The sequence below is a fragment of the Streptomyces sp. MUM 203J genome (assembly GCF_022414595.1).
GTDB lineage: Bacteria > Actinomycetota > Actinomycetes > Streptomycetales > Streptomycetaceae > Streptomyces.
In genome coordinates, this window is record NZ_JADWYO010000004.1 from 101,801 (window position 1) to 125,653 (window position 23,853).

At 69.1% G+C, this 23,853-nt stretch carries 17 protein-coding genes; 6 read left to right on the plus strand and 11 right to left on the minus strand.

Annotated elements, in window-relative coordinates; all coding sequences use genetic code 11:
• The first annotated feature begins 321 nt into the window (after positions 1-321).
• From I3F58_RS04250 to I3F58_RS04260, 3 genes are all read left to right on the plus strand, one after another.
• Positions 322-1,407, plus strand: a complete 1,086-nt coding sequence (locus I3F58_RS04250) for a ParA family protein (RefSeq protein ID WP_275678100.1) — start codon at positions 322-324, stop codon at positions 1,405-1,407.
• Positions 1,404-2,501: a ParB/RepB/Spo0J family partition protein gene (locus I3F58_RS04255; RefSeq protein ID WP_240106810.1), complete on the plus strand. Its 1,098-nt coding sequence runs from the start codon at positions 1,404-1,406 to the stop codon at positions 2,499-2,501. Before I3F58_RS04250 ends, I3F58_RS04255 begins: the two co-directional genes overlap by 4 nt.
• Positions 2,502-2,670: 169 nt before the next feature.
• Positions 2,671-3,288 (plus strand): GNAT family N-acetyltransferase, encoded by a 618-nt coding sequence (locus I3F58_RS04260; protein WP_240106811.1) that lies wholly within the window; start codon positions 2,671-2,673, stop codon positions 3,286-3,288.
• A 121-nt stretch (positions 3,289-3,409) separates the two neighbouring features.
• Here I3F58_RS04260 and trxA read toward each other — a convergent pair whose 3' ends face one another.
• The 7 genes from trxA to I3F58_RS04295 form a co-directional block, all read right to left on the minus strand.
• A complete protein-coding gene (gene trxA, locus I3F58_RS04265) occupies positions 3,410-3,757 on the minus strand; it encodes a thioredoxin (RefSeq protein ID WP_240106812.1) in 348 nt (115 codons plus the stop codon).
• A 44-nt stretch (positions 3,758-3,801) separates the two neighbouring features.
• Positions 3,802-4,776, minus strand: coding sequence for a thioredoxin-disulfide reductase (gene trxB / locus I3F58_RS04270; RefSeq protein WP_240106813.1), 975 nt, complete (start codon positions 4,774-4,776; stop codon positions 3,802-3,804).
• Between the two features lie 126 nt (positions 4,777-4,902).
• The gene (locus I3F58_RS04275) at positions 4,903-5,865 is read right to left on the minus strand and encodes a hypothetical protein (RefSeq protein WP_240106814.1); all 963 of its coding nucleotides are present in this window, start codon (positions 5,863-5,865) and stop codon (positions 4,903-4,905) included.
• Positions 5,862-6,566, minus strand: a complete 705-nt coding sequence (gene sigM / locus I3F58_RS04280; RefSeq protein WP_240106815.1) for an RNA polymerase sigma factor SigM — start codon at positions 6,564-6,566, stop codon at positions 5,862-5,864. The genes I3F58_RS04275 and sigM overlap by 4 nt, the downstream gene beginning before the upstream one ends.
• Before the next feature lie 29 nt (positions 6,567-6,595).
• On the minus strand, positions 6,596-8,329 hold the full coding sequence (locus I3F58_RS04285) for a protein kinase family protein (protein ID WP_240106816.1): 1,734 nt from the start codon (positions 8,327-8,329) through the stop codon (positions 6,596-6,598).
• A gap of 119 nt (positions 8,330-8,448) precedes the next feature.
• Entirely contained in the window at positions 8,449-10,665 is a 2,217-nt protein-coding gene (murJ, locus tag I3F58_RS04290) for a murein biosynthesis integral membrane protein MurJ (RefSeq protein WP_240106817.1), read from the minus strand.
• A 45-nt stretch (positions 10,666-10,710) separates the two neighbouring features.
• Positions 10,711-13,092, minus strand: a complete 2,382-nt coding sequence (locus I3F58_RS04295) for a DUF6049 family protein (protein WP_240106818.1) — start codon at positions 13,090-13,092, stop codon at positions 10,711-10,713.
• A 181-nt stretch (positions 13,093-13,273) separates the two neighbouring features.
• Here I3F58_RS04295 and I3F58_RS04300 point away from each other — a divergent pair, with 181 nt between their 5' ends.
• Positions 13,274-14,740: a CCA tRNA nucleotidyltransferase gene (locus I3F58_RS04300; RefSeq protein ID WP_240106819.1), complete on the plus strand. Its 1,467-nt coding sequence runs from the start codon at positions 13,274-13,276 to the stop codon at positions 14,738-14,740.
• 95 nt (positions 14,741-14,835) lie between these two features.
• Here the strand turns inward: I3F58_RS04300 and I3F58_RS04305 are convergent, their stop codons facing one another.
• From I3F58_RS04305 to I3F58_RS04315, 3 genes are all read right to left on the minus strand, one after another.
• Entirely contained in the window at positions 14,836-16,092 is a 1,257-nt protein-coding gene (locus tag I3F58_RS04305) for an MFS transporter (RefSeq protein ID WP_240106820.1), read from the minus strand.
• A 99-nt stretch (positions 16,093-16,191) separates the two neighbouring features.
• Complete coding sequence (locus I3F58_RS04310; protein WP_240106821.1) at positions 16,192-17,274, minus strand: inositol-3-phosphate synthase; 1,083 nt, start codon at positions 17,272-17,274, stop codon at positions 16,192-16,194.
• Between the two features lie 48 nt (positions 17,275-17,322).
• On the minus strand, positions 17,323-18,015 hold the full coding sequence (locus I3F58_RS04315) for a PadR family transcriptional regulator (RefSeq protein WP_240106822.1): 693 nt from the start codon (positions 18,013-18,015) through the stop codon (positions 17,323-17,325).
• A gap of 462 nt (positions 18,016-18,477) precedes the next feature.
• Here I3F58_RS04315 and I3F58_RS04320 point away from each other — a divergent pair, with 462 nt between their 5' ends.
• Both I3F58_RS04320 and I3F58_RS04325 read left to right on the plus strand, forming a co-directional pair.
• Positions 18,478-21,180 (plus strand): transglycosylase domain-containing protein, encoded by a 2,703-nt coding sequence (locus tag I3F58_RS04320; protein ID WP_240106823.1) that lies wholly within the window; start codon positions 18,478-18,480, stop codon positions 21,178-21,180.
• 141 nt (positions 21,181-21,321) lie between these two features.
• Positions 21,322-22,815 (plus strand): glycosyltransferase family 87 protein, encoded by a 1,494-nt coding sequence (locus I3F58_RS04325; RefSeq protein WP_240106824.1) that lies wholly within the window; start codon positions 21,322-21,324, stop codon positions 22,813-22,815.
• Here the strand turns inward: I3F58_RS04325 and I3F58_RS04330 are convergent.
• Positions 22,812-23,843, minus strand: a complete 1,032-nt coding sequence (locus tag I3F58_RS04330) for an alanine racemase (RefSeq protein WP_240106825.1) — start codon at positions 23,841-23,843, stop codon at positions 22,812-22,814. The genes I3F58_RS04325 and I3F58_RS04330 overlap by 4 nt on opposite strands.
• Positions 23,844-23,853 lie beyond the last annotated feature (10 nt).

Below are 23,853 nucleotides of genomic sequence, written 5' to 3' on the forward strand. Positions count from 1 at the left end.
TCTGCGGCCTGCACCGAACCGTTGGAGGCCGACGTGGAATACGCCGGGGCGCTGCCGCTGAACCCCTCACCGGGTACGGCGATGACGCCCCGGTTTGATCCTCATACGTACCTATTTCGGAGTGTCGTGAGGCCTTGATCCTGTGGCGCGTGCATCGTGTTTCACGTGAAACGTCGCTCACTGCTGCAGGGAATCATCAGCCGCGGCCGTGCGGCCGCCACACCCCGACATCGCACGTCCCCCGTGAGGGCTACGGAATTGTCCACAACCGTGGATTCCTCCACAGAAGCAGGGGCCTCGCTGGTTCACGAGCCCGAAAGCATGGCAGGCTCTGTCCATCGTGAGCCTGAAGCCGAGGAGAGTGAATCCGTGCGGTCCGACGCCAACATCGCGGGACCGATGACCGAACCGGTCCCTGGTCCCCGCAGCGAGTCGCCCGGGGGCAATGTTTCACGTGAAACATTGCCTTCGGTGGACGAGACCCCCGTCGGCCGGGCCGCCCAGCTGGCGGTACAGGCGCTGGGCCGGGCCGGTGAGGGGCTGCCCCGCCCCCAGCAGACCCGTGTCATGATCGTCGCCAATCAGAAGGGCGGGGTGGGGAAGACCACGACAACGGTCAACCTCGCCGCCTCTCTGGCCCTGCATGGTGCACGGGTGCTGGTGATCGACCTCGACCCTCAGGGCAACGCCTCGACGGCCCTCGGTATCGACCACCACGCCGAGGTCCCCTCCATCTATGACGTCCTGGTGGACAGCAAGCCTCTCTCCGACGTGGTGCAGCCCGTCCAGGACGTCGAAGGCCTCTTCTGCGCCCCGGCAACCATCGATCTCGCCGGTGCGGAGATCGAACTGGTGTCGCTGGTGGCGCGGGAGAGTCGACTGCAGCGAGCGATTCAGGCGTATGAGCAACCGCTGGACTACATCTTCATCGACTGCCCGCCCTCGCTCGGACTGCTGACGGTCAACGCCCTGGTGGCCGGTGCCGAGGTGCTGATTCCCATCCAGTGCGAGTACTACGCACTCGAAGGCCTTGGGCAGCTGCTGCGGAACGTCGAGCTGGTGCGGGGACACCTCAACCCCGGACTGCATGTCTCCACGATCCTGCTCACCATGTACGACGGCCGGACGAGGCTGGCGTCGCAGGTGGCCGAGGAGGTGCGCAACCACTTCGGGGACGAGGTTCTGCGTACCAGTATCCCCAGGTCGGTCCGCATCTCGGAGGCGCCGAGCTACGGACAGACCGTCCTCACCTACGACCCGGGCTCCAGCGGCGCGCTCTCCTACCTGGAGGCGGCTCGGGAGATCGCCCTCCGCAACGTCGGCGTCCACTATGACGTCCACCACGCGCACCAGGGCGGTCAGCACCACCAGCACCATCAGCACAGCATGTCGGAGGGGATCCAATGAGCGAGCGACGGAGGGGGCTGGGGCGTGGACTGGGTGCGCTGATCCCCGCCGCTCCCCAGGAGCGGAAGAAGACCACGGCGGGGACAGCATCCACGTCCCCCGGAGGGATTCCCCCGCTCACCGGAGACAGGGGTGTGGCTGCCGCCAAGGTGACCACCCTTCCTCCGGTGATGGCCGAGGACGGCGCGGTGTCGTTGCCCCAGCAGTCCGAGGCCGCGGATCTGCCGGAGATGCCGGCGGGAGCATATTTCGCAGAGCTGTCGCTGGACGAGATCACGCCCAATCCGCGGCAGCCGCGTGAGGTCTTCGACGAGGACGCGCTGGCGGAACTCGTGGTCTCCATCAAGGAGGTCGGCCTTCTGCAGCCGGTCGTCGTACGACAGACGGCATCCGAGCGGTATGAACTCATCATGGGCGAGCGCCGCTGGAGGGCCTGCCGCGAAGCCGGCCTGGAGCGGATCCCCGCCATCGTGCGGGCCACCGAGGACGACAAGCTCCTCCTGGACGCGCTTCTGGAGAACCTGCACCGGGCGCAGCTCAACCCTCTGGAAGAGGCCGCTGCCTACGACCAACTGCTGAGGGACTTCGACTGCACCCACGACCAGCTGGCCGACCGGATCGGACGGTCGCGTCCGCAGGTCTCCAACACGCTGCGTCTGCTGCGGCTGTCTCCTCCGGTCCAGCGCCGGGTCGCCGCCGGAGTGCTGTCGGCCGGTCATGCGCGGGCGCTACTGTCGGTGGACGATCCTGAGGAGCAGGACAAGCTCGCATACCGGATCGTCGCCGAGGGTCTGTCCGTGCGGGCGGTCGAGGAGATCGTGACGCTCATGGCGTCCGAGACCCGCAAGCGCCCGAAGGCCAAGGGCCCCCGGGCCGGTGGCCGTGTCTCCCCCGCGCTCACTGACCTGGCGACGCGTCTCTCGGACCGTTTCGAGACCCGTGTGAAGGTCGACCTCGGTCAGAAGAAGGGCAAGATCGTCGTCGAGTTCGCCTCGATGGAGGACCTGAACCGGATCTTGGGCTCACTCGCCCCGGGAGAGGGGCGGGTCCTGGAGAAGGGGCTCGCGGAACAGTCCGACGCCGACGAGGACTGACCAGAACCACATCCCTCAGCTTCACGCTCGGTCTCGCAAAGGGCGGCGTGCGTTCCGATGAACATCGGAACGCACGCCGCCCTTTGGTCTTTTCCTGTATGCGAGTCATCGCCCGATCGATACGATGCGGTCGGGTATGCGCATCGGTACGAAGTGAGGAACAGGCTTCATGGGGCGACGGCTTGTACCACTCACCTTGGACAACCTTCCGGACCTCCCCAAGCGCTGCCGCACCTGTGTCTTCTGGGAGCTCGACCCCGTCAGCGGAGAAGCCGCGGTGAAGGCGGGTACACCCGAGCTGGAGAAGGAGGCGTGGATCTCCGCCGTCCTGCTCGACTGGGGATCCTGCGGCCGTGTCGTCTACGTCGATGAGGTGCCAGTGGGCTATGTGCTGTATGCCCCGCCCGCCTACGTGCCTCGCTCCACCGCCTTTCCGACGAGTCCGGTCTCGCCGGACGCTGTGCAGCTGATAACCGCCTGGATATCGCCTGGATACCAGGGGCAGGGGCTGGGGCGGGTGATGGTGCAGACGGTCGCGAAGGATCTGCTGCGCAGGGGCTTCAAGGCGATCGAGGCCTTCGGAGACGCACGGTGGAATGAACCGGCCTGCGTGCTCCCCGCCGACCATCTGCTCGCGGTGGGGTTCAAGACAGTCCGCCCTCACCCGTCCCACCCCAGACTGAGGCTTGAGCTGCGCTCCACGCTCTCCTGGAAGGAAGACGTCGAGCTGGCCCTGGACCGGCTGTTGGGCGCAGTCCAGAAGGAGCCCGCCCTGCGTCCCCTGTGACCTCAAACGGCGCGCAGCCCTCATACGGCGTACGGCCCACCCTCTGTTCGAGGGTGGGCCGTACGCCGTATGGGCCTTTACCCGTTTCACGTGAAACGAGGTTCCACGTGAACGAGGAGTGTCAGACCTTGGCGGCGTCGTCGCTGATGAAGTCGGCCAGGTCGCGCAGGAGGGCCGCCTTGGGCTTGGCCCCGACGATGGTCTTGGCGACCTCGCCACCCTGATAGACGTTCAGTGTCGGGATCGACATGACACCGTACTTGGCGGCTGTCGCGGGGTTCTCGTCGATGTTGAGCTTGACGATCTCGATCTGCTCGCCGTGCTCGGCCGCGATCGCCTTCAGCGACGGCGCGATCTGACGGCACGGGCCGCACCAGGCGGCCCAGAAGTCCACCAGGACGGGCTTGTCGCTCTTGAGGACGTCCTCCTCGAACGAGGCGTCAGTCACTTCCTTCAGGTCGCCGGCCACGGCGGCCTCCTTCGCTATGCGGGGTGTTGGGGTGGGGAACTGCGTCAGACCACAGGTGTCTTCTCGGGCTCGGCCGGCTTCTCCGCGTGGGAGAGCGCGGCCAGGTAGCGCTCGGCGTCGAGCGCGGCCGAGCAACCGGTTCCGGCCGCGGTGATGGCCTGACGGTAGGTGTGGTCCACGACGTCTCCGGCGGCGAAGACACCCTTCATGTTGGTGCGCGTGGACGGCGCATCGACCTTCAGGTAGCCCTCGTCGTCCAGCTCGAGCTGGCCCTTGAACAGCTCGGTGCGGGGGTCGTGACCGACTGCGATGAACAGGCCGGTCACCGGCAGATCGGAGGTCGCACCGGTCTGGGTGTCGCGCAGAGTCAGGCCCGTGAGCTTCTGCTCGCCGTGGATCTCCGCGACCTGGCTGTTCCAGGCGAACGTGATCTTCGGGTCTGCGAAGGCGCGCTCCTGCATGGCCTTCGAGGCGCGGAGGGCGTCCCGGCGGTGCACGACCGTGACGGACCTCGCGAAGCGGGAGAGGAAGGTGGCTTCCTCCATCGCCGTGTCACCGCCGCCGACCACAGCGATGTCCTGGTCCTTGAAGAAGAACCCGTCGCAGGTGGCGCACCAGGAGACCCCGCGGCCGGAGAGCGCGTCCTCGTTCGGCAGTCCGAGCTTCCGGTGCTGGGAGCCAGTGGTCACGATGACGCTCCTGGCCCGGTACACGGTGCCGGCGGTATCCGTCACGGTCTTGATGTCCCCGGTGAGGTCGACGGAGACGACGTCGTCCGGGACCAGCTCGGCACCGAAGCGCTCGGCCTGGGCCCGCATGTTGTCCATCAGGTCCGGCCCCATGATCCCGTCACGGAACCCGGGGAAGTTCTCCACGTCGGTGGTGTTCATGAGGGCGCCACCAGCGGTGACGGCTCCTTCGAAGACCAGCGGCTTCAGCGACGCGCGCGCCGTGTAGAGCGCTGCCGTGTAACCGGCGGGCCCGGAGCCAATGATGATCACGTTGCGGACGTCGCTCACGGGTTTCTTCCTCGTCTCTGCAGACTGCCTACTGCCTACGGGGCCGGGTCAAGACTGTCACCCCACCCAACGGATCCTAAGGGTCATGCATTCCCCAGCTGTCCGCCCGGCATCGAGGCGTATGCGTCAAGGACGAGGCGCCGTCTGCCTGAGCAGTACCTCGGCGGAACCCGTGCTCGTCGTGCCGCTGTCAGCGACCGTGCAGGCGGCATCCACGACGTAGACGTCCACCTGGGACGGATCGCCTGGTTGGGGCAGCAGTACCAGGTATGCGGCGCTGCCCTCGTACTCTCCGCGCTCGGACACCAGAGGCTGTTCACTGCGCCCGATCCCCTTCTGCACGCAGGAGGGCAGTGGGGGGACGTTTCGCATGGTGGTGTTGCCGGATTCACCCTCGGTCTGGGCACCGGGCTGGAGCCGTGGTGCCTCGTCGACGGCCGCGCTCTCCTGCGCGGTGAGAAGCTGCCGGACCTTGTCGGAGAGGGGGACCCCGGAGAACGGGGCGGCCGCGCTGTGCGCGGCGGCGGAGTCGCTCTGACGCACCGCGCCCGGATCTTCGGCGGCCAGGACACCGCGGAAGAACACGAAGCCCAGACCGGCGACCGCGAGACCGCACACAGCGCTCAGCACCGCACGTCGGCGCCGCCTCCTGGGGGACGGGCCGCGTCCCGGCCCGGTGGCGGCAGCAGGGCGCCCGGCGGGCCGATCGAGTGTCTCGGTGGCGGCCGGCCTGCGGGCTCCGGCACTCGGGGCGCTCACCCTGGAGGGCCTGGGCTCGGGCACGGCTGTTTCACGTGAAACATCGTTGGAGCGCCGCGGTTCCTGTGGCGCTGTGGCGTCCAGTAGGGCCTCAGCGGCGAGGGCGGCGTCGATACGCTCCGCGATGTCCGCGGGCATACGCGCCGCACCGGGCAGAGTGCCCAGCAGCCCTCTGATCTCCTCCAGCGAGGTCCGTACATCGGCGCAGAGTGCGCAGCTCTCCAGATGACGCCGCAGATCGGCCGTCCGGGACGGCGGCAGGATGCCTTCGGTCAGATCGGAGATCTCCGAGACATCCGGGTGCTGAGTTGTGTCGGCCGCGGAAGTCACGCGCGTCCACCTCCGCCCTTCACAGCAGCAGGATCATGTGGTTCTGGATCCCTTGGTCCCGTCGCCGATGGGACGGATGTCCCCGGCGTCCGGTTCCTTCCCCCGTCGGCACCACGGTTACCCCCGGTGTCACCGCGCAGATGAGTGAGCATGGGAAGCAGTCGGGCACGGCCCCGGGCACACCGGCTCTTGATCGTCCCGGTGGGCACATCGAGGATGTGCGCCGCCTCCGCCACCGCGTATCCCTGCATGTCGACGAGGACCAGAGCCGCGCGCTGATCGGGGGGAAGCGTCGCGAGAGCCGACAGCAGTTCCCGGTGGACGTCCCGCCGCTCTGCTGGAGCCTCAGCCGACTCGTGCGGTTCCAGCAGCTGTTCCAGCCGTTCCATGTCGTCCATCGGCGCGGTCCTGCGGGAGGCCGTCTTACGAGCCCGGTCGAGACAGGCGTTGACGGTGATGCGATGCAGCCAGGTGGTCACGGCCGCCTGGCCCCGGAAGGTGTGCGCGGCACGAAAGGCCGACACCAGGGCGTCCTGAACGGCGTCCGCCGCCTCCTCGCGATCACCCAGCGTCCGCAGTGCCACCGCCCACAACCGGTCCCGATGCCGCCGCACCAGTTCCCCGAACGCATCCGGGTCCCCGGCGACATGCTGGGCGAGCAGCTCCTGGTCGCTTGACTCGGCGCGTCTGGCGTCGTCCAACGGTGAGCCCTCCCCAGCAGCGGCTGAGATCAGCCGGTGAACTTGACGTCGGTGATCGCCTGCTTGTGGCCGGCGCCGCTGTACTGGTCGTAGGGCGCGTAGGGCATCGCCGTCATCCACAGCAGGACGTAGCGGCTCTTCACCGGTTTCTCGGCGGTCAGTTGGAGTGCCTGACCCTTGGTCTGTCCCTTCGCGATCTGCTTCATCCCGCTGACGGGTGTCGACGGGGACAGCCCGTCGGTGGCGTAGAGCGAGATGCTCGTGTGGTCGCCGCTGTAGCGAAGCGCTATCGCAGCCGCGGCCACGTCCTTCTCGGATCCGAGGTCGTACACGATTCCCACGCCGGCCTTCACCGTCGGCGCGAGATCGGGGCCGTCCACGTAGCTCCTGCTGCGCCAGTAGCTCTGCCGGTCGGAGTCGTAGGTCTTGTCGACGTCCTTCGCGTTCTGCGGGTTGTTGTCCGGGGCGTACTCCTTGGCCGTCTGGACCGGGAGCAGCACCGGTTCCTTCGGCTTCTCGTCCGGTGTCTCAGCGGGGTCCGCCGTCTGGCTGTCGGTCGGCCCGGGCGAGGGAGGATCCTGCTCCAGCAGCCGGTCCGCGATCTGCCAGCTGCCGAGCCCGAGGGCGGCGATCAGCAGGGCCGACACCGCCCACTTCAGGGCGCGGCCGGTGCGGGTCTGGAGAGGCGGGGGCGGAACGATGACCGGCTGCGTGGGCACCGCGCCCGGATACTGCGGCGGCCGTCCGTAGGAGCCCTGCTGGTACGTGGTGCGCTGGTAGTCCGCCGGAGGCGGCGTGAACGCGGGCTCCGGCGGCCGGATCCGGGGCATCGCGGCGACCGCCGCGGCCAGCTCATCGGGTGTCGTGCAGGCGGGCTCCTGGCGGGAGGCGGTCGCGCCGTCGTTGACGAGGGCCCGCATGGCTAGTTCCGAGAGACCGCGGTGCACTCCCGCCCGCACCTGGTCCGGGGCGATCAGGCCGACGCCCTTGGGCAGCCCGGACAGACCGTGGGCATCGTTCTCATACGGCCAGCGCTGCGTCAGCGCCGCATACAGAAGGGCACCGATGGCCTCGGTGTCGGTGCGCTGGGGCCGGTCCTCACGGATGCCGCGCAGCGCCGCGTTCACCGCCAGCCCCCGGATGCGGTACTGCCCCGTGGAGGTCCGCAGCACCGCGCTCGGGGTCAGCCGCAGGTGCGCCAGTCCCTCACGATGCGCCGCGGCCATGGCCTGGGAGACCTGGCTGACGAGCTGATAGGCGTCGTACGGTTCAAGGGGCCCCGCTGCCAGCAGCGTCGTCAGCTCCGTGGCGTCCGGCAGCCACTCGTGTACGACGTAGACGAGGTCGTTCTCCTCGACCGCGTCCAGCACCTGGACGAACCGGGGGTCGCCGAGCAGTGCGGCCGAGCGGGCCGCCGCGAGCACGGAACGAGCCCTGGGATGGTCGGCGGGCAGTACATGCACGCCGACCGCCCGGCGCAGTTTCTCGTCGACGGCACGCCAACTGCTGAAACCGTCCAGACGGGTGACGCACTCCTCCAGCCGGTACCGGCGGGCCAGCTTGTGGCCGCTGTGGAGTTCGGGTGTGGTGATGGCGGGCTGTTCGTCGGCTCCTTGCTCGCCGTCCGTGTTGCGGGCAGACGTATCCACCGCATCCTGCGTTTCCGCCGCCCCGTCGGCCGTGGTCGTGTCCGCCTCGGCGGTCAGCGGGTCGTCACCGCTGTTGTCGGCCACGTCGACGGCAGCCGTGCTACGTTCCGCCACCGTCGTTCCTGCCTCCCCATCCATAGCGCCCTATCCGACAGCCAAGCCAATTGTGCCCACAGTCCGCCGCTATGCACGACACGCGATGGCTGCCGATGGTTGTGCGACTGCCCTATGTTCTAGCGGCCGATTCGGCCCCGGACCATGCCGACCATGGCGTTCAGTTCCTCGATGCGCATTTTGCGGGCTGCCGCGTAGAACACCCCGAGAAGGACGACTCCACCGGCTACCAGGGCCACGAGCGAACCCGCGGCGTCCTTGCCCAGCAGTGAGAGGACGCCGAAGCCCACGGCTCCGGCGAGCAGAGCCGCAGGCAGCGAGGCCATGCAGAGGCGGGCGTACGTGCGAATCACGTGCGCGCCGTCCAGATCGCCGCCGAGCCGGTTGCGCAGTCGGCGCCATGCGACGCCGACACCCACCATGTACGCCAGCCCGTACGACGCGGCCATGCCGACGACGGCCCAGCGGGGCGGGAGGACGAAGTAGCACACTGCGGACGCCACCGCGTTGACCGTGGCCACGATGACCGTGTTGTAGAACGGCGTCCGGGTGTCCTCGTAGGCGTAGAAGCCGCGCAGGACGACGTACTGCACGGAGTAGGGGATCAGACCCAGGCCGAACGCCATGAGGATGAAGCCCATGCCCGTGGCCGCCTCAAGGCCGCTGGACGCGTACAGCAGCGTGCAGAGCGGCACACCGAGCGCCAGGAAACCGAAGGCGACCGGCACGATGGCGACGGCCGAGTTCCGCAGGCCCTGCGAGATGTCGTCCCGCACAGCGCCGGGGTCGTTGTCGTGGGCGGCACGGGAGATACGGGGCAGCAGGGCCGCCATGACGGAGACGGTGATGATGGCCTGCGGCATGCCCCAGATCAGCTGGGCGTTGGAGTAGGCGAGGATACCGGCGCCCCCTGTGCCGGAGGCCTTTCCGGCCGCCGTGGCGAGCTGGGTGACGACGACGACGCCCGCCTGGTTGGCGAGGACGAACAGCACGGTCCACTTGGCGAGTTTGACCGTCTTGCCGAGTCCTTGGCCCTTCCAGTCGAACCGGGGCCGGAAGCGGAAGCCTGCCTCGCGCAGGTACGGGATCATCGCCAGCGCCTGTACGACGAGGCCCAGCAGGGTGCCGATGCCCAGCAGGCGGACGCCTTCGTCGGGGATGACGTCGACGCCCATCCGGGTCTCGGAGTACGCGCCGTACACCCAGATGAACAGGCCGAACGTGGCCATCATGACGATGTTGTTGAGGACCGGAGTCCACATCATCGCACCGAACCGGCCCCGCGCGTTCAGGATCTGACCCATCACCACGTGCACACCCATGAAGAAGATCGTGGGCAGGCAGAAGCGTGCGAAGGCCACGGCGACGCTGTTGGCGTCGGGGTCGTTCGCGATGGTCGGGGACATCGCGTGGATCAGGAGCGGGGCGATGAACACCGCGATGGCGACGATCGCGCCGAGCGCGACCATGACGAGGGTCAGCAGCCGGTTGGCGAACGCCTCGCCGCCGTCCTCGTCGTTCTTCATCGCCCGGACCAGCTGCGGGACGAACACCGAGTTGAGGCCGCCGCCTACGGTCAGGATGTAGATCATCGTGGGCAGGGTGTACGCCACGGTGTAGGCGTCACCGAGCGTCGCGGCACCGAGCGCGCCGGTGATCACCAGGGTGCGCAGGAAGCCGGTCAGCCGGGACACGAGTGTGCCGGCCGCCATGACGGCGCTCGATTTCAGCAGCCCGGACGCCTTGCCGCCCGGCTTCTTCGCCGACGGTGGCGGCGGCTCCTCGGCAGGCTCGGGGGCGGTGTGCGGCGCGGGCGCCTCGACCGTCGGGGCTGTGGGCGCGGTAGGAGCCGCCGACCGGCCCTGGACCTGCTGGTCCGTGTACAGATGCGCGAAGGCGTCGGGCGCGGGCCGCTCGTCACCGGCTCGGGTCACCAGGTCGTCGACCCCGGTGAACTCCACGGTCCGGGCGTCGTCGCCGTACGGCAGGCGACGGGACGGTCCCTCGGGCTCGGGCGGGGGCGTCTGGGCCCACAGCCGCGGGTCGGGGGCGTGCTGCGACGCGGTGGGCCGCTGGTAGAGCGGCCGGGGCTGCTCATAGGTGCCCGGTGGGGGCGGGGGGTGCGCAGCCCGGTCGTAGAGGGCCTCGTCGACCGGGTCCTGAGCGGACAGATCATGGTCCCGGTACGGGTCGTGGGTGTACGCGTCGTGGACGTAGGGGTCCTGTGGAGGCGGGGACTGTTCACCGAGGGGCGCGGGCACCTGACCGGGCGTCCCTCCCGACGGCGCACCGGCACCCGGGCCCTGGCCGCGGTCACCCTCGTACGGCGCGTTCATGGTTACCCCACCTCATCGTCCCGGGCCGGCCGGCCACGACATCGCTCAACGGTCCACTCTCTCACCCGGGCCCGACGGCCCCGCGCTTTGCGGTCCGGTGTCAGGCACCGGGTCACTCGGCTGCACGGCGTCGTCGCTCCGTGCCGCGGACGCCTCGTCCTCACCGTGCACGACGGCGGCACCGGCCTCCTCAGCCGACTCGAAGCCTTCGGCAGCGGCCTCGTCTGCAGCCTCGGAGTCGTCTTCCTCGGCCGCCTCCTGGGCCGCGGCGCGCTTCCGCTGGGTGTACATCCTGACGCCCGCGAGGACAAGCAGCAGCACACCTCCGGCGATCACCAGCATGACCGCAGAAGTGATCTCCGAGACCTTGACGGTGAAGTGCATGGGCTTGCCGTACGCCCGGCCGTCCTCGGTGAAGAGCTGCGCGGTCATGGGGACCGGGCCGTTCGCGTTGGCAGCAGCGGTGAACTTCACGGACTGGCTGTGGCCGCCCTCGATCCGCACCGGCAGTTCGGCCAGTGGGGTGTCGTCGTTCAGCTTGAGACGGGTCGGCCTCGTCGACTCCAGCCGCAGAACCAGCCGGTCGACGCCCTGGAGCAGCTTGTTCTGCACGGTCACCGGGATCGTGGCGCTACGCCCGGACAGGATCAGATCGGACTTCTCGATGAGCTGCACCTCGCCGGTGAGGCCCGTCAGGTCGGTCTGCACGCGGTCCCGGTACAGCCGGGCGTCCACCGGGCGGCCCCGCCAGGACGCGGACATCTCCCGGTTGATCGCGTTGCCGAACGGCGTGACCACTCGGTGCGGGGCGGTGAGGATCACGCGGAAGTTGTCCAGCGTGTCCTGTGTGGCCCTGATCCCCTGGTACGCCGCGACCGGCAGTTCCGCTTGGCGCAGGTCCTTCGGGTAGCGGTGGGCCGAAGGCACGTGCGTCGTCGCGGCGGGGTCCGGCTTGGCCGCCGCGGCGGTGACCAGGCCGGAGGACTGCGTCCAGCGCTGAGCCGTCAGGGCTCGAGCGGCCCGAGCCATCGAGTCGGCCTGGGAGGCAGTCGGCATCCGCTGCGGGACGATCACGATGTTCCGCGCGGTGCTCGGCCTTTCCTGGGTGACGGCCAGGGTGTGGGCGAGGAACTTCTGCACTGCCAGGGTGGCGTCGTCGGCCCGGGCCATGTCGCCCTCGAACGCGGTGGACAGGAGCGCGTCGGACACGACGGCCGTGGTGCCGCCGCCGACGGGCCGGGCGGCGTTGGGGGTGTAGGACAGGCTCTCGCGCATGCTGTCGCTGCGCGAGATCACCTTGTCGGCACCGGCCGAGGTGGCGACATCGACGATGGACGGGTCCACGGCCCCGTTCACCGGCCAGGCGAAGTCGACCGACGGTTTCACATGGAGGATCGTCTCCACCGTGGACTGGGCGAGCTCCGTGGCGGGCCGCAGATGGCTGAGCGAGCCGGAGACCTCGCGGCCCCGGTGGGCCAGGGATGCAAGATCGGGGTCGCCGTACGGCAGGGCCACCACCTTGCCGCCCTGCACGGCCTTCTCCAGCGCGTCCAGCCACTGGTTCGCCGCGGCCTGGTTCTTGCCTGCGACCGTGGTGTCCCCGTCCCTGACCCGGTACGCACCGGTCATCGCCTCGGCGGTGGCCAGCAGATCCGGGTCGATCAGCCAGGTGACGGGCAGCTCGGCGCCGAGCGCCACGAGCCGCTCCAGCCGACCGCCCGGCGCCAGTTCGGCGGCGAGGTCGTCATTCTCGAAGACCGGGGTCTGCTGCTCGTCCGAGCCGGTCTCCGCGGACAGATGCACCGAGGAGATCAGTGGCCACACCATCGTGACCTGGGTCTTCTTCTTGGCGGCCGTGGGCTGCCAGGGCAGGAAGGTCCGCTCGATGCCCAGCACCCGGTCGTACCGGACATCCGAAGTCCTGCCCGAGAGGGAGATCCCCAGCTGGTACACGCCCGCGTCGTCCAGATCCAGCTTGTCGACCGGCACCTGGATGCTGAAGTCCCTGCTGGCCCCGGCGGGGATCACCGGGATCTTCGCCGTGTACGCGCCGCCGACGGTGTCGCCGTCCTGCTCCGAGGCAAAGCCGGTGCGCCGGGCGGCGTCCTCGATCGCTCCCCGGCTGGAGAGCCGGGAGCCCACCCGGACATCGACCTGCGCGGTGTCCACGGCCTGTTTGCCGGTGTTCGTCACCGTGCCACGGAGGGTGAGGGTGTCGCCCTTGACCGGTGCGCTGGGCTGGACTGTGTTCAGGGACACATCGACCGTGCGCGATCCGGTCCCCTCGGCGGCGGTGGCCGCCGGGGCGGCGGGCAGCTGAAGCAGTCCGGTCAGCAGCGGCGCTCCCATGACGACGGCCGCTGCCCGGCGCAGCCAACGGCGGGCAGGGGAGCGACCGATGCTGGGGAAGTCTGCCGCCTCGGCCACGCGCTCGTCCGTCCCTCGTCGTCTGTTGCCGTCGGTCCTTGCCGGTTTCCGCGTCCACGCATGGTAACGAGGTGCGCTGCGGCGAAGTGCTGCGGATGCGGCCTACAAGATCGGAAGACCGGGTCCGGGCTCCGTGAATCAAGGAAGATCCCGCGGGCGGGGGCACGTACCCTGTTCTGTCGTGCCGAACGCCAACGAAGACACCCCCACTGTTCTGAGCCAGGTGCAGCGCCGCGCGGTCAGCGAGCTGCTCCGCGTCGCCCCTGTGGCCGATGATCTCGCACGCCGCTTCCAGGAGGCGGGCTTCAGCCTCGCCTTGGTCGGCGGCTCGGTCCGGGACGCGCTGCTCGGCAGGCTCGGCAACGACCTGGACTTCACCACGGATGCCCGGCCCGAGGACGTCCTGAAGATCGTCCGGCCGTGGGCGGACGCCGTGTGGGAGGTCGGGATCGCGTTCGGCACGGTGGGAGCGCAGAAGAGCGCCCGTGTCGGAGACGCTGTACAGCACTTCCAGATCGAGGTCACCACCTATCGGTCCGAGGCGTACGACCGCACTTCTCGTAAGCCCGAGGTCTCCTACGGTGACTCCATCGAGGAGGATCTCGTGCGGCGCGACTTCACCGTCAACGCGATGGCGGTCGCGCTGCCGGAGAAGGAGTTCATCGATCCGCACGGCGGGCTCGAGGACCTGGCGAAGCGGGTCCTGCGGACGCCGGGCACCCCGCAGGCCTCCTTCTCGGACGACCCGCTGAGGATGATGCGGGCGGCTCGCTTCGCCGCCCAGCTGGACTTCGAGGTTGATCCCGAGGTCGTCTCCGCGATGAAGGAGATGGCGGAGCGGCTGGACATCGTCTCCGCAGAACGCGTGCGGGACGAGCTGAACAAACTGCTGTTGTCGGAGCACCCGCGCACGGGGCTGTCCCTCCTGGTCGACACCGGTCTCGCGGGCCGCATGCTGCCGGAGTTGCCCGCCCTGCGGCTGGAGAGTGACGAGCACCACCGGCACAAGGACGTCTACGAACACTCCCTCACGGTGCTGGAGCAGGCCATCGATCTGGAGGAGGACGGGCCGGACCTCGTCCTGCGGCTGGCGGCGCTCCTGCACGACATCGGCAAGCCGCGCACCCGGCGCTTCGAGCCGGACGGCCGTGTCTCGTTCCACCACCACGAGGTGGTCGGGGCAAAGATGACCAAGAAGCGGATGACCGCGCTGAAGTACTCGAACGACATGGTCAAGGACGTGTCCCGGCTGGTGGAGCTGCACCTGCGGTTCCATGGATACGGATCCGGAGAGTGGACCGACTCGGCGGTTCGCCGTTATGTGCGGGATGCCGGCCCCCTGCTGACCCGGCTGCACAAGCTGACACGTTCCGACTGCACCACGCGTAACAAGCGCAAGGCGGTGACGCTGTCGCGTGCGTATGACGGGCTGGAGGACCGTATCGCGCAGCTCCAGGAGCAGGAGGAGCTGGATGCGATCCGGCCCGACCTCGATGGCAACCAGATCCAGGAGGTCCTGGGTATCGGGCCCGGCCCTGCGGTGGGGCAGGCGTACAAGTTCCTGCTCGAGCTGCGGCTGGAGAACGGACCGATGGGGCAGGACGCAGCCGTCGCCGCCCTCAAGGAGTGGTGGACGGCCAGAGGGTGACGCGAGTGTCGTGTTTCACGTGAAACACGACACGGGCCCGGGCAGGCCCGGCAGGGGGCTGTGTTTCACGTGAAACACAGCCCTCCGCGGCACGGTCAGGGGCGTCGGTGGACCAGTGAGGCCGCGGTCAGGGCGTACAGTCCGGCAACGACGAGGATGAGGGGCGCGGAGCGGCCGTCCGGAGGAAGCATCAGCGCGGCGAAACCTGCTGCCGCGACGAACGCCGAGTTGTAGAGCATGTCGTAGAGGGCGAAGACCCGCCCTCGGTAGGCGTCGTCGACCGCCTTCTGCACGACCGTGTCTGTGGTGATCTTGATGGCCTGAGAGATGAGGCCCAGCACGAACGCGGCGACCAGCGTGGGTACCGGTGCAAAGGGAAGCCCGAGGGCAGGTTCCAGGACCGCCGCGACCGCCGCGCAGACCGCCATCCATCCGGTTGTCCCCAGCTTCGCCACCGACCATGGGGTGAGCACGGCCGCGGTGAAGAACCCCGCACCCGACACAGCCACGGCCAGCCCCAGCAGGGCCAGGCCCTCGGACTCCGTCGAGGTCCAGGCGTACCGGGCCAGCATCAGCACGGTCACCGTCAGCGCGCCGTAACAGAACCGGGCCAGGGTCATCGCGCCGAGCGCGCGTGCCGCCGCCCGTCGCTCCCAGAGGTGCCGCAGCCCGAGCCACAGGCCCCGTACCGTCGAGGCCAGCGCCGCGCCGATGCCCGGTATCACCGCGTCCGGATCCGGACCGAGCAGCTCCCGCCCCAGGCGCAGCGCGGCGAGCGACGAGGTCAGATACAGCGCCGCGGCCAGCAGCACGACCAGTGCGTCAGAGTGAGGGGCGCCCAGGCGGACGAGGAACGCCATGCCGCCGCCCGCTGTCGCGGCCAGCGTGCCGGCGGTCGGGGACACCGAGTTCGCCATGACGAGCCGGTCGGGGGCGTCGACGACCCGGGGCAGGGACGCGGACAGACCGGCCAGCACGAAACGGTTGACGGCCGTGACCGACAGCGCGGAGCCATAGAAGAGCCAGTCGGGAACGGACGCCAGGATCAGCAACGCGGTGCCTGCGGCGAGCAGGGCCCGGAGCAGGTTTCCGTACAGCAGGACCTGGCGGCGTCGCCAGCGGTCGAGCAGGACGCCGGTGAAGGGGCCCAGAAGGGAGTACGGGAGCAGGAGGACCGCCATGGCCGAGGCGATGGCCGCGGGTGAGGCCTGCCGCTCGGGGGAGAACACCACGTACGTGGCCAGCGCCACCTGGTAGACACCGTCGGCACCCTGCGAGAGGAGCCGTACGGCGAGCAGGCGGCGGAAGTTCGACAGGCGCAGGAGTACGCGCAGGTCACGTACGACGGACATGCCAGCAAGCGTCACATACGCCGAAGGCCCCCGGGCTGAGCCACGGGGGCCTTCGGGCGGGAGACACGGCCTCCGCAGGAGGGTGCTCCGGGGCGGGTCCTAGCGCTCGACCTCGCCCTTGATGAACTTCTCGACGTTCTCACGGGCCTCGTCGTCGAAGTACTGGACCGGCGGGGACTTCATGAAGTACGAGGACGCGGAGAGGATCGGGCCGCCGATACCCCGGTCCTTGGCGATCTTCGCGGCGCGCAGCGCGTCGATGATGACACCCGCCGAGTTCGGCGAGTCCCACACCTCGAGCTTGTACTCCAGGTTCAGCGGCACGTCACCGAAGGCGCGGCCCTCCAGGCGGACGTACGCCCACTTGCGGTCGTCCAGCCAGGCGACGTAGTCGGACGGGCCGATGTGGACGTTGTCCTCACCCAGGTCGCGGTCCGGGATCTGGGAGGTGACGGCCTGCGTTTTGGAGATCTTCTTGGACTCCAGGCGCTCGCGCTCGAGCATGTTCTTGAAGTCCATGTTGCCGCCGACGTTCAGCTGCATGGTGCGGTCCAGGATGACGCCCCGGTCCTCGAACAGCTTCGCCATGACGCGGTGCGTGATGGTGGCGCCCACCTGGGACTTGATGTCGTCACCGACGATCGGGACGCCGGCCTCGGTGAACTTGTCGGCCCATTCCTTGGTGCCCGCGATGAACACCGGGAGGGCGTTCACAAAGCCGACCTTGGCATCGATGGCGCACTGCGCGTAGTACTTGGCGGCGTCCTCGGAACCCACCGGCAGGTAGCAGACCAGCACGTCGACCTCGCGGTCCTTCAGGACCTGGACGACGTCGACGGGCTCCTCGGCGGACTCCTCGATGGTCTGGCGGTAGTACTTGCCGAGACCGTCGAGGGTGTGCCCGCGCTGGACCTTCACGCCGGAGGCCGGCACGTCACAGATCTTGATGGTGTTGTTCTCGCTGGCGCCGATGGCGTCTGCGAGGTCGAGGCCCACCTTCTTCGCGTCCACGTCGAAGGCGGCGACGAACTCGACGTCCCGCACGTGGTAGTCGCCGAACTGGACGTGCATCAGTCCCGGCACCTTGCTCGCCGGGTCGGCGCCCTTGTAGTACTCGACGCCCTGGACCAGCGAGGCGGCGCAGTTGCCCACGCCGACGATGGCTACGCGAACCGAACCCATTCCGGTTGCTCCCTGTTTGTTCTCTACGAGTCCCTGCGGCGCAGGGACTCAGGTGGTGGTGTCGTCGGACGGATCCGGCCGGGTACTGCCCCCGTGCCGGGGCAGGCCGCCCGTCTCTCCGGATGTGCCGTGCTGCCCGGCGGGCTCCTCGGAGTGCCCCGGACCGGATCGTCGCTGATCCCGCCCGGCGCGCTCGCTCTCGATGAGCTCGTTCAGCCAGCGCACCTCACGCTCCACGGACTCCATGCCGTGGCGCTGCAGTTCGAGCGTGTAGTCGTCCAAACGCTCACGCGTCCGCGCGAGCGAGGCACGCATCTTCTCCAGCCGTTCCTCAAGGCGGCTGCGACGGCCCTCCAGGACCCGCATGCGCACCTCGCGCTCGGTCTGCCCGAAGAAGGCGAAACGGGCCGCGAAGTGTTCGTCCTCCCAGGAGTCCGGACCGGAGTGGGAGAGCAGCTCCTCGAAGTGCTCCTTCCCCTCGGCCGTCAGCCGGTAGACGATCTTGGCGCGCCGTCCGGAGAGGGAGGCGGCCAGGGCTTCTTCGGGGGCGCTTCCCGGTTCCTCGATCAACCAGCCGTTGGCGACCAGCGTCTTGAGGCAGGGATAGAGGGTCCCGTAGCTGAAGGCGCGGAAGATGCCCAGTGAGGTGTTGAGCCGCTTGCGCAGCTCGTACCCGTGCATCGGGGCTTCCCGGAGCAGACCCAGGACGGCGAACTCGAGGATGCCGGAGCGTCTGCTCATCAGCCGTCTCCTTCTCCGCGCCGCTCGCTATACCGCCCTGATGTATCGACTCGATACATCAAGACGATAGAGCGGTGTCGGAGTGCGGACAAGTGGGGTGGTCGTGAACGGCGTCACATCCCCAATTCGCAGTAAAGGACTTGCCTGGTTTGGGGTGAAGTCGCTGTCAAGGGGGGTTTTGGCCGTGCGTAGTCTGTGCGGCATGCACACCACCGGGAACCAGGTGACGACGGGGAACGTCATCGTCGTGGGGGCATGGCGGACAAGCCCGTCGGGCGTGTCCGCGCCATTTCGGGGGGACCGGAACTCAGCTGCCGCTTCCAGGCGTACGCGCCTGCCCGAGGAGTAGTCGTTCGATGAGCGAGCACCGTCGTAAACCGCCGCAGCCGCAGGGTGGCGGCCGTGCCGCGGCCCGGCGAGCTGCAGAGCAGCCCTCCGGCCGCCGGTCGGCGCGGGGGCGTGATGTCAGTACAGGATCCCCCTCCGAGCCGTACGGCGAGGGTCGCCCCCCCCGGAGGCCGCGCCGAGGCCCGCCGGGCAGCCCAGCGGGGCGGTCGGCGGCGCGGCGCCGAGGGCGCCGGACACGGGGGCCACGGGGGAGGCGGCGCTCGGCGCGGCGCCGGCGCCGGGGGCCATGACGGCCGGGGCCGCGGCGGTGGGCCCGGCAAGAAGCGGCTGATCGACTACCCGCGGTACGACAAGTACGGCTGGCGCCGCTGGCTGCCCTCCTGGAAGCTCGTGACCGGGCTCTTCGTCTTCTTCGTGGGGTCCGGTGTGGGTGCCGCGGCGTTCGCCTACGCCACGGTGGTCGTGCCGAAGCCGGAGGAGGCGGCGACGGCGCAGAACAACGTCTACTACTGGTCGGACGGCTCTCAGATGGCCGCGACCGGTGGCGAGGTGAACCGCCAGATCATCGGGATCGACAGCATCCCGAAGGACATGCAGAACGCGGTGATCTCCGCCGAGGACAAGACCTTCTACGAGAACTCCGGCGTCGACCCCATGGGCATCGCCCGGGCCTTCTGGAACATGGCCAAGGGCGGCAACACCCAGGGCGGCTCCACGGTCACCCAGCAGTACGTCAAGAACAACCGGCTGAACGACCAGTCCCAGACCCTTGAGCGGAAGTTCAAGGAGCTGTTCATCTCCATCAAGGTGAACAACGAGATGGACAAGCCGCAGATCATGGCCGGCTATCTGAACACCGCGTACTACGGGCGCGGTGCGTACGGCATCCAGGCCGCCGCGCGCACGTACTACGGGAAGGACGCCAAGGAGCTCACCACCAGCGAGTGCGCGTTCCTCACCTCCCTGCTCAAGGGATCGACGCTCTACGACCCGCACGGGGCCACGGAGCTCAACCCGATCGCCACGGGGCCGGAGAACCGGAAGCGCGCCACCAAGCGGTGGAACTGGATCCTCGACGAGATGGTGGCGGACGGGCATCTCGACGCCGCCAAGCGCGCGAAGATCAAGGACTTCCCGATGCCGGACCCGCCGAAGAAGAAGGCGGAGCTGAGCGGGCAGATCGGCTATCTGGTCGACCTGGCCAAGGCGAACTTCGTCAACACCAACGAGCAGGGCTACACGGCGAAGGACCTCGCCGACGGCGGCTTCGAGATCCACACGACCTTCGAGAAGGAGAAGGTCAAGGCGATGGAGGAGTCGGTCAAGGCCGTCTACGACAAGCACATCAAGCCGGAAGAGCGGCCCAAGACGGACACCCATGTGCAGTTCGGCGGTGCCACCGTCGAAGCGGAGACCGGCGCGATCGTCGCCATCTACGGCGGCACCGACGCCACCAAGCACTTCACCAACAACTCCGACACGACCGGCGCCCAGGTCGGATCGACGTTCAAGCCCTTCGTCCTCGCCGCCGCGATGCGCGACGGCGTCCGCGATCCGAACCTCGGCGTGCAGCAGGGCCCGGAGAGCCGCACCCGGATCGACCCGGACACGGCGATCTACAACGGCAAGAACAAACTGAAGATCAGGAACTACGACGGCTCCATCTGGCACGACGAGAACGGCGGGGAGTGGCACCAGGTCAACGACGATGACCAGAGCTACGACGACATCAACCTGCGCGAAGCGATGATCCACTCCGCCAACTCGCCCTTCGTGCAGCTCGGCATGGACGTCGGCATCCCGCAGGTCCGCAAGGCCGCGATCGACGCGGGACTGCTGGAGAGCAGCCTCAGCCCGGGCAACGTCCCGTCGTTCTCGATCGGCATCTCGGAGCCCAGCGCCATCCGTATGGCCAGCGCCTACGGCACCTTCGCCGCCAACGGTGTGCAGCGTGACCCGTACTCGGTCGAGAAGGTGCTGAAGCAGGGCAAGGAGATCTTCAAGCACGAGGACAAGTCGAAGCCGGTCTTCACGTCGGCGATCGCCAGCAACATCACCGATGTGCTGGTGGACGTCATGGAGAAGGGCACCGGCACGAACGCCAAGGTCCCCGGCCACCCGATGGGAGGCAAGACCGGTACGACCGACTTCAACAAGTCGGCCTGGTTCGTCGGCTACACCCCGAAGTACGCCACCGCCATCGACATGTACCGCTTCGACGACGACGCGTCGAACAAGAACCGCGAGTTCCTGAGCATGTTCGGCACCGGCGGTGAGCCGAAGGTGCACGGTTCCGGCTTCCCCTCCACGGTCTGGAACTCGTACATGTCCAAGATCCTCAAGGGCCAGTCGGCGGAGAAGTTCCCCGCGCCGGAGGATCTGGACGCCGAGCCCGTGTACGGCGGCGGTGCGAAGACCCCGAAGCCTTCGCCCACCGAGGAGGCCCCGGAGCCCAGCGACACGCCGGACACAAGCCCCTCCCCGAGCATCTCGGAGGAGTCGAAGCAGCCGCCCAGGCCCAGCAAGGAACCCAAGCCGGGCAAGTCGAGCTGCAGCCTGCTCGACTGGGACTGCGACCCGGATGCCACCGGCGGCACGACGGGCGGAACCGATACCGGAGGTACGACGGGCGGAACCGATACCGGAGGTACGACGACGGGCGGGACCACCGACGGCGGGACCACCGACGGCAGCACCACCGGCACCGGCGGGACCACCACGGACGGCGGGACCACGACCGACGGCACCACGACCGACGGCACCACGACCAACGGCAACGGAAACGGCAACGGAAACGGAGGCGGCTGGTTCGGCTGACGCCGCCACCCGCAGCCCCTGAGGGGCGTCCGGGCGGTCCCGCACCAGACGAGGGCCGCCGCACCGGGGATGTACAGCATCGCGCTCCCCGGTGCGGCGGCCCTCGCCGCGCTCCCGGCGCGGTGCGGCAGGATAGCCCCCATGCCGAGCCCACAGCAGACGCCCCAGCAGACGACTGCGGCCCAGGACGAGCCCGTCGTGGCCCCCACCCGCCGCGACAAGGTCGCGGCCACCGGCAGTGAGGTGATCGGCGGGCCCCTCGGCCGCTGGGCACGGCTCGGCGGCAGCCGGCTCACCCCGGTGCGGGTGGTGGCCCTGGTGGCCATCGGCATGTTCGCCCTGGGCATGGTGCAGAAGCTGCCCTGCTACGAGTGGGCCTGGTTCCGGGGCGCCGCGTCCCAGTACACCCACGCCTGCTACTCCGACATCCCGCACCTGTTCGTGGGGCGCGGCTTCGCCGACGGGCTGATCCCGTACTTCGACCGGTTCCCCGGCGACATGCAGTACCTGGAGTACCCGGTGCTGACGGGGCTCTTCATGCAGGTCGCGGCCTGGCTCACGCCCGGCGGCAGTGACCTGCAGTTCCGCGAGCAGATGTACTGGATGGCCAACGCGGGCATGCTGCTGGTCTGCACCGCGGTCATCGCGGTGTGCGTGGCCCGCACGCATCGCCGCCGCCCGTGGGACGCGCTGCTGATGGCCCTCGCCCCGGCGTTCGCGCTCACCGCGACGATCAACTGGGACCTGCTGGCGCTGGCCCTGACCGCCGCCGCGATGCTGATGTGGAGCCGGGGCCGGGCGCTGGCCTTCGGCGTGCTCCTCGGGCTCGCCACAGCCGCCAAGCTCTACCCGGTCCTGCTGCTGGGGCCGGTCCTGGTGCTGTGCTGGCGGGCCTGGAAGTGGCGCGAGTTCACGCTGGCCCTGCTGGGTGCGGCCGGGGCGTGGCTCGCGGTGAACCTGCCCGTGATGCTGCTGGCCCCCGACGGCTGGAAGCGGTTCTACGTCTTCAGCCAGGAGCGCACCATCGACTTCGGCTCCGTGTGGCTGGTCATCACCCAGCGCTTCGGGGTGGGCATCGACGTCGAGGCGGTCAACCGGTACGCGACGCTGCTGATGCTGCTGGCCTGTGCGGGCATCGCCGCGCTGGCCCTGGCCGCGCCCCGCCGCCCCCGCTTCGCCCAGCTGGCCTTCCTCGTGGTGGCCGCGTTCATCCTGACCAACAAGGTCTACTCACCGCAGTACGTACTGTGGCTGATCCCGCTGGCCGCGCTGGCGCGGCCGCGCTGGCGGGATTTCCTGATCTGGCAGGCCTGCGAGGTCGCGTACTTCCTGGGTATCTGGATGTACCTGGTGTACGTCACGACCGACAACAAGCAGGGCCTGCCGCAGGAGGGCTACCACATCGCGATCGTCCTGCACCTGGCCGGCACGCTCTTCCTGTGCGCGATGGTCGTCCGCGACATCCTGCGGCCCGGCCACGACCCCGTGCGGCAGGACGGCTCCGACGACCCGTCCGGAGGCGTGCTCGACGGCGCGGAGGACGTCTTCACGGTGGGGCGGGCGGCGGCTGGGCCGACGCCCGCCCAGGAGGCGTACGCGTCGGCCGACCGGCGGGAGGACCGGCAACCCGCCTAGCGGTCGACGAGCCGGTCGTACTGCGTCGTCGTGTGGCGCAGGTGGGCGACCAGCTCGTCACCGACCTTCGGTTCCTGCGCGTCCGAAGGAACGAACAGGATGGACACCTGCATGTGCGGCGGCTCCGCGAACCAGCGCTGCTTGCCCGCCCACACGAACGGTGAAAGGTTCCGGTTGACGGTCGCCAGACCGGCCCGGGCCACGCCCTTGGCACGCGGCATCACCCCGTGCATGGCCTTCGGCGCCTCCAGACCGACCCCGTGCGAGGTGCCGCCGGCCACCACGACCAGCCAGCCGTCGGACGCGGCGCGCTGCTGCCGGTAGCCGAAACGGTCACCCTTCGAGACCCGCGTGACGTCCAGGACCGCGCCCCGGTACTCCGTCGCCTCGTGGTCGCCCAGCCACAGCCGGGTGCCGATCCTGGCCCGGAACCGGGTCTGCGGGAACTGCTGCTGGAGCCGAGCCAGCTCGTCGGCGCCCATATGGCTGACGAACATGGTGTGCAGCGGCAACCGGGCGGCCCGCAGCCGCTCCATCCAGCCCATGACCTCCTCGATGGCGTCAGAGCCGTCCGTGCGGTCCAAGGGCAGATGGATCGCGAAGCCCTCCAGGCGGACGTCCTCGATCGCCGCGTGCAGCCGCCCCAGATCCTCCTCCGCGATGCCGTGCCGCTTCATGGAGCTCATGACCTCGATGACGACCCGCGCGCCGACCAGGGCGTGCACGCCGTCCACGGACGACACGGAGCGAATGACGCGGTCCGGCAGCGGCACCGGCTCCTCGCCCCGCCGGAACGGGGTCAGAACGAGCAGGTCACCCCCGAACCAGTCCTTCATCCGGGCCGCCTCGTAAGTGGTGCCGACGGCCAGCATGTCGGAGCCGAAGCGGTTCACCTCTTCCGCCAGGCGCTCGTGCCCGAAGCCGTACCCGTTGCCCTTGCAGACCGGGACGAGCCCGGGGAACTGGTCGATCACGGACTTCTGGTGCGCCCGCCAGCGAGCGGTGTCGATGTAGAGGGAGAGCGCCATGACCGGTCCG

Bases quoted from the DNA above. Each gene is read 5' to 3' on its own strand.
- I3F58_RS04250 (WP_275678100.1), top strand. From the start codon at position 322: ATGGCAGGCTCTGTCCATCGTGAGCCTGAAGCCGAGGAGAGTGAATCC.
- I3F58_RS04255 (WP_240106810.1), top strand. From the start codon at position 1,404: ATGAGCGAGCGACGGAGGGGGCTGGGGCGTGGACTGGGTGCGCTGATC.
- I3F58_RS04260 (WP_240106811.1), top strand. From the start codon at position 2,671: ATGGGGCGACGGCTTGTACCACTCACCTTGGACAACCTTCCGGACCTC.
- murJ (WP_240106817.1), bottom strand. From the start codon at position 10,665: ATGAACGCGCCGTACGAGGGTGACCGCGGCCAGGGCCCGGGTGCCGGT.
- I3F58_RS04305 (WP_240106820.1), bottom strand. From the start codon at position 16,092: ATGTCCGTCGTACGTGACCTGCGCGTACTCCTGCGCCTGTCGAACTTC.
- I3F58_RS04310 (WP_240106821.1), bottom strand. From the start codon at position 17,274: ATGGGTTCGGTTCGCGTAGCCATCGTCGGCGTGGGCAACTGCGCCGCC.
- I3F58_RS04315 (WP_240106822.1), bottom strand. From the start codon at position 18,015: ATGAGCAGACGCTCCGGCATCCTCGAGTTCGCCGTCCTGGGTCTGCTC.
- I3F58_RS04320 (WP_240106823.1), top strand. From the start codon at position 18,478: ATGTCAGTACAGGATCCCCCTCCGAGCCGTACGGCGAGGGTCGCCCCC.
- I3F58_RS04325 (WP_240106824.1), top strand. From the start codon at position 21,322: ATGCCGAGCCCACAGCAGACGCCCCAGCAGACGACTGCGGCCCAGGAC.
- I3F58_RS04330 (WP_240106825.1), bottom strand. From the start codon at position 23,843: ATGGCGCTCTCCCTCTACATCGACACCGCTCGCTGGCGGGCGCACCAG.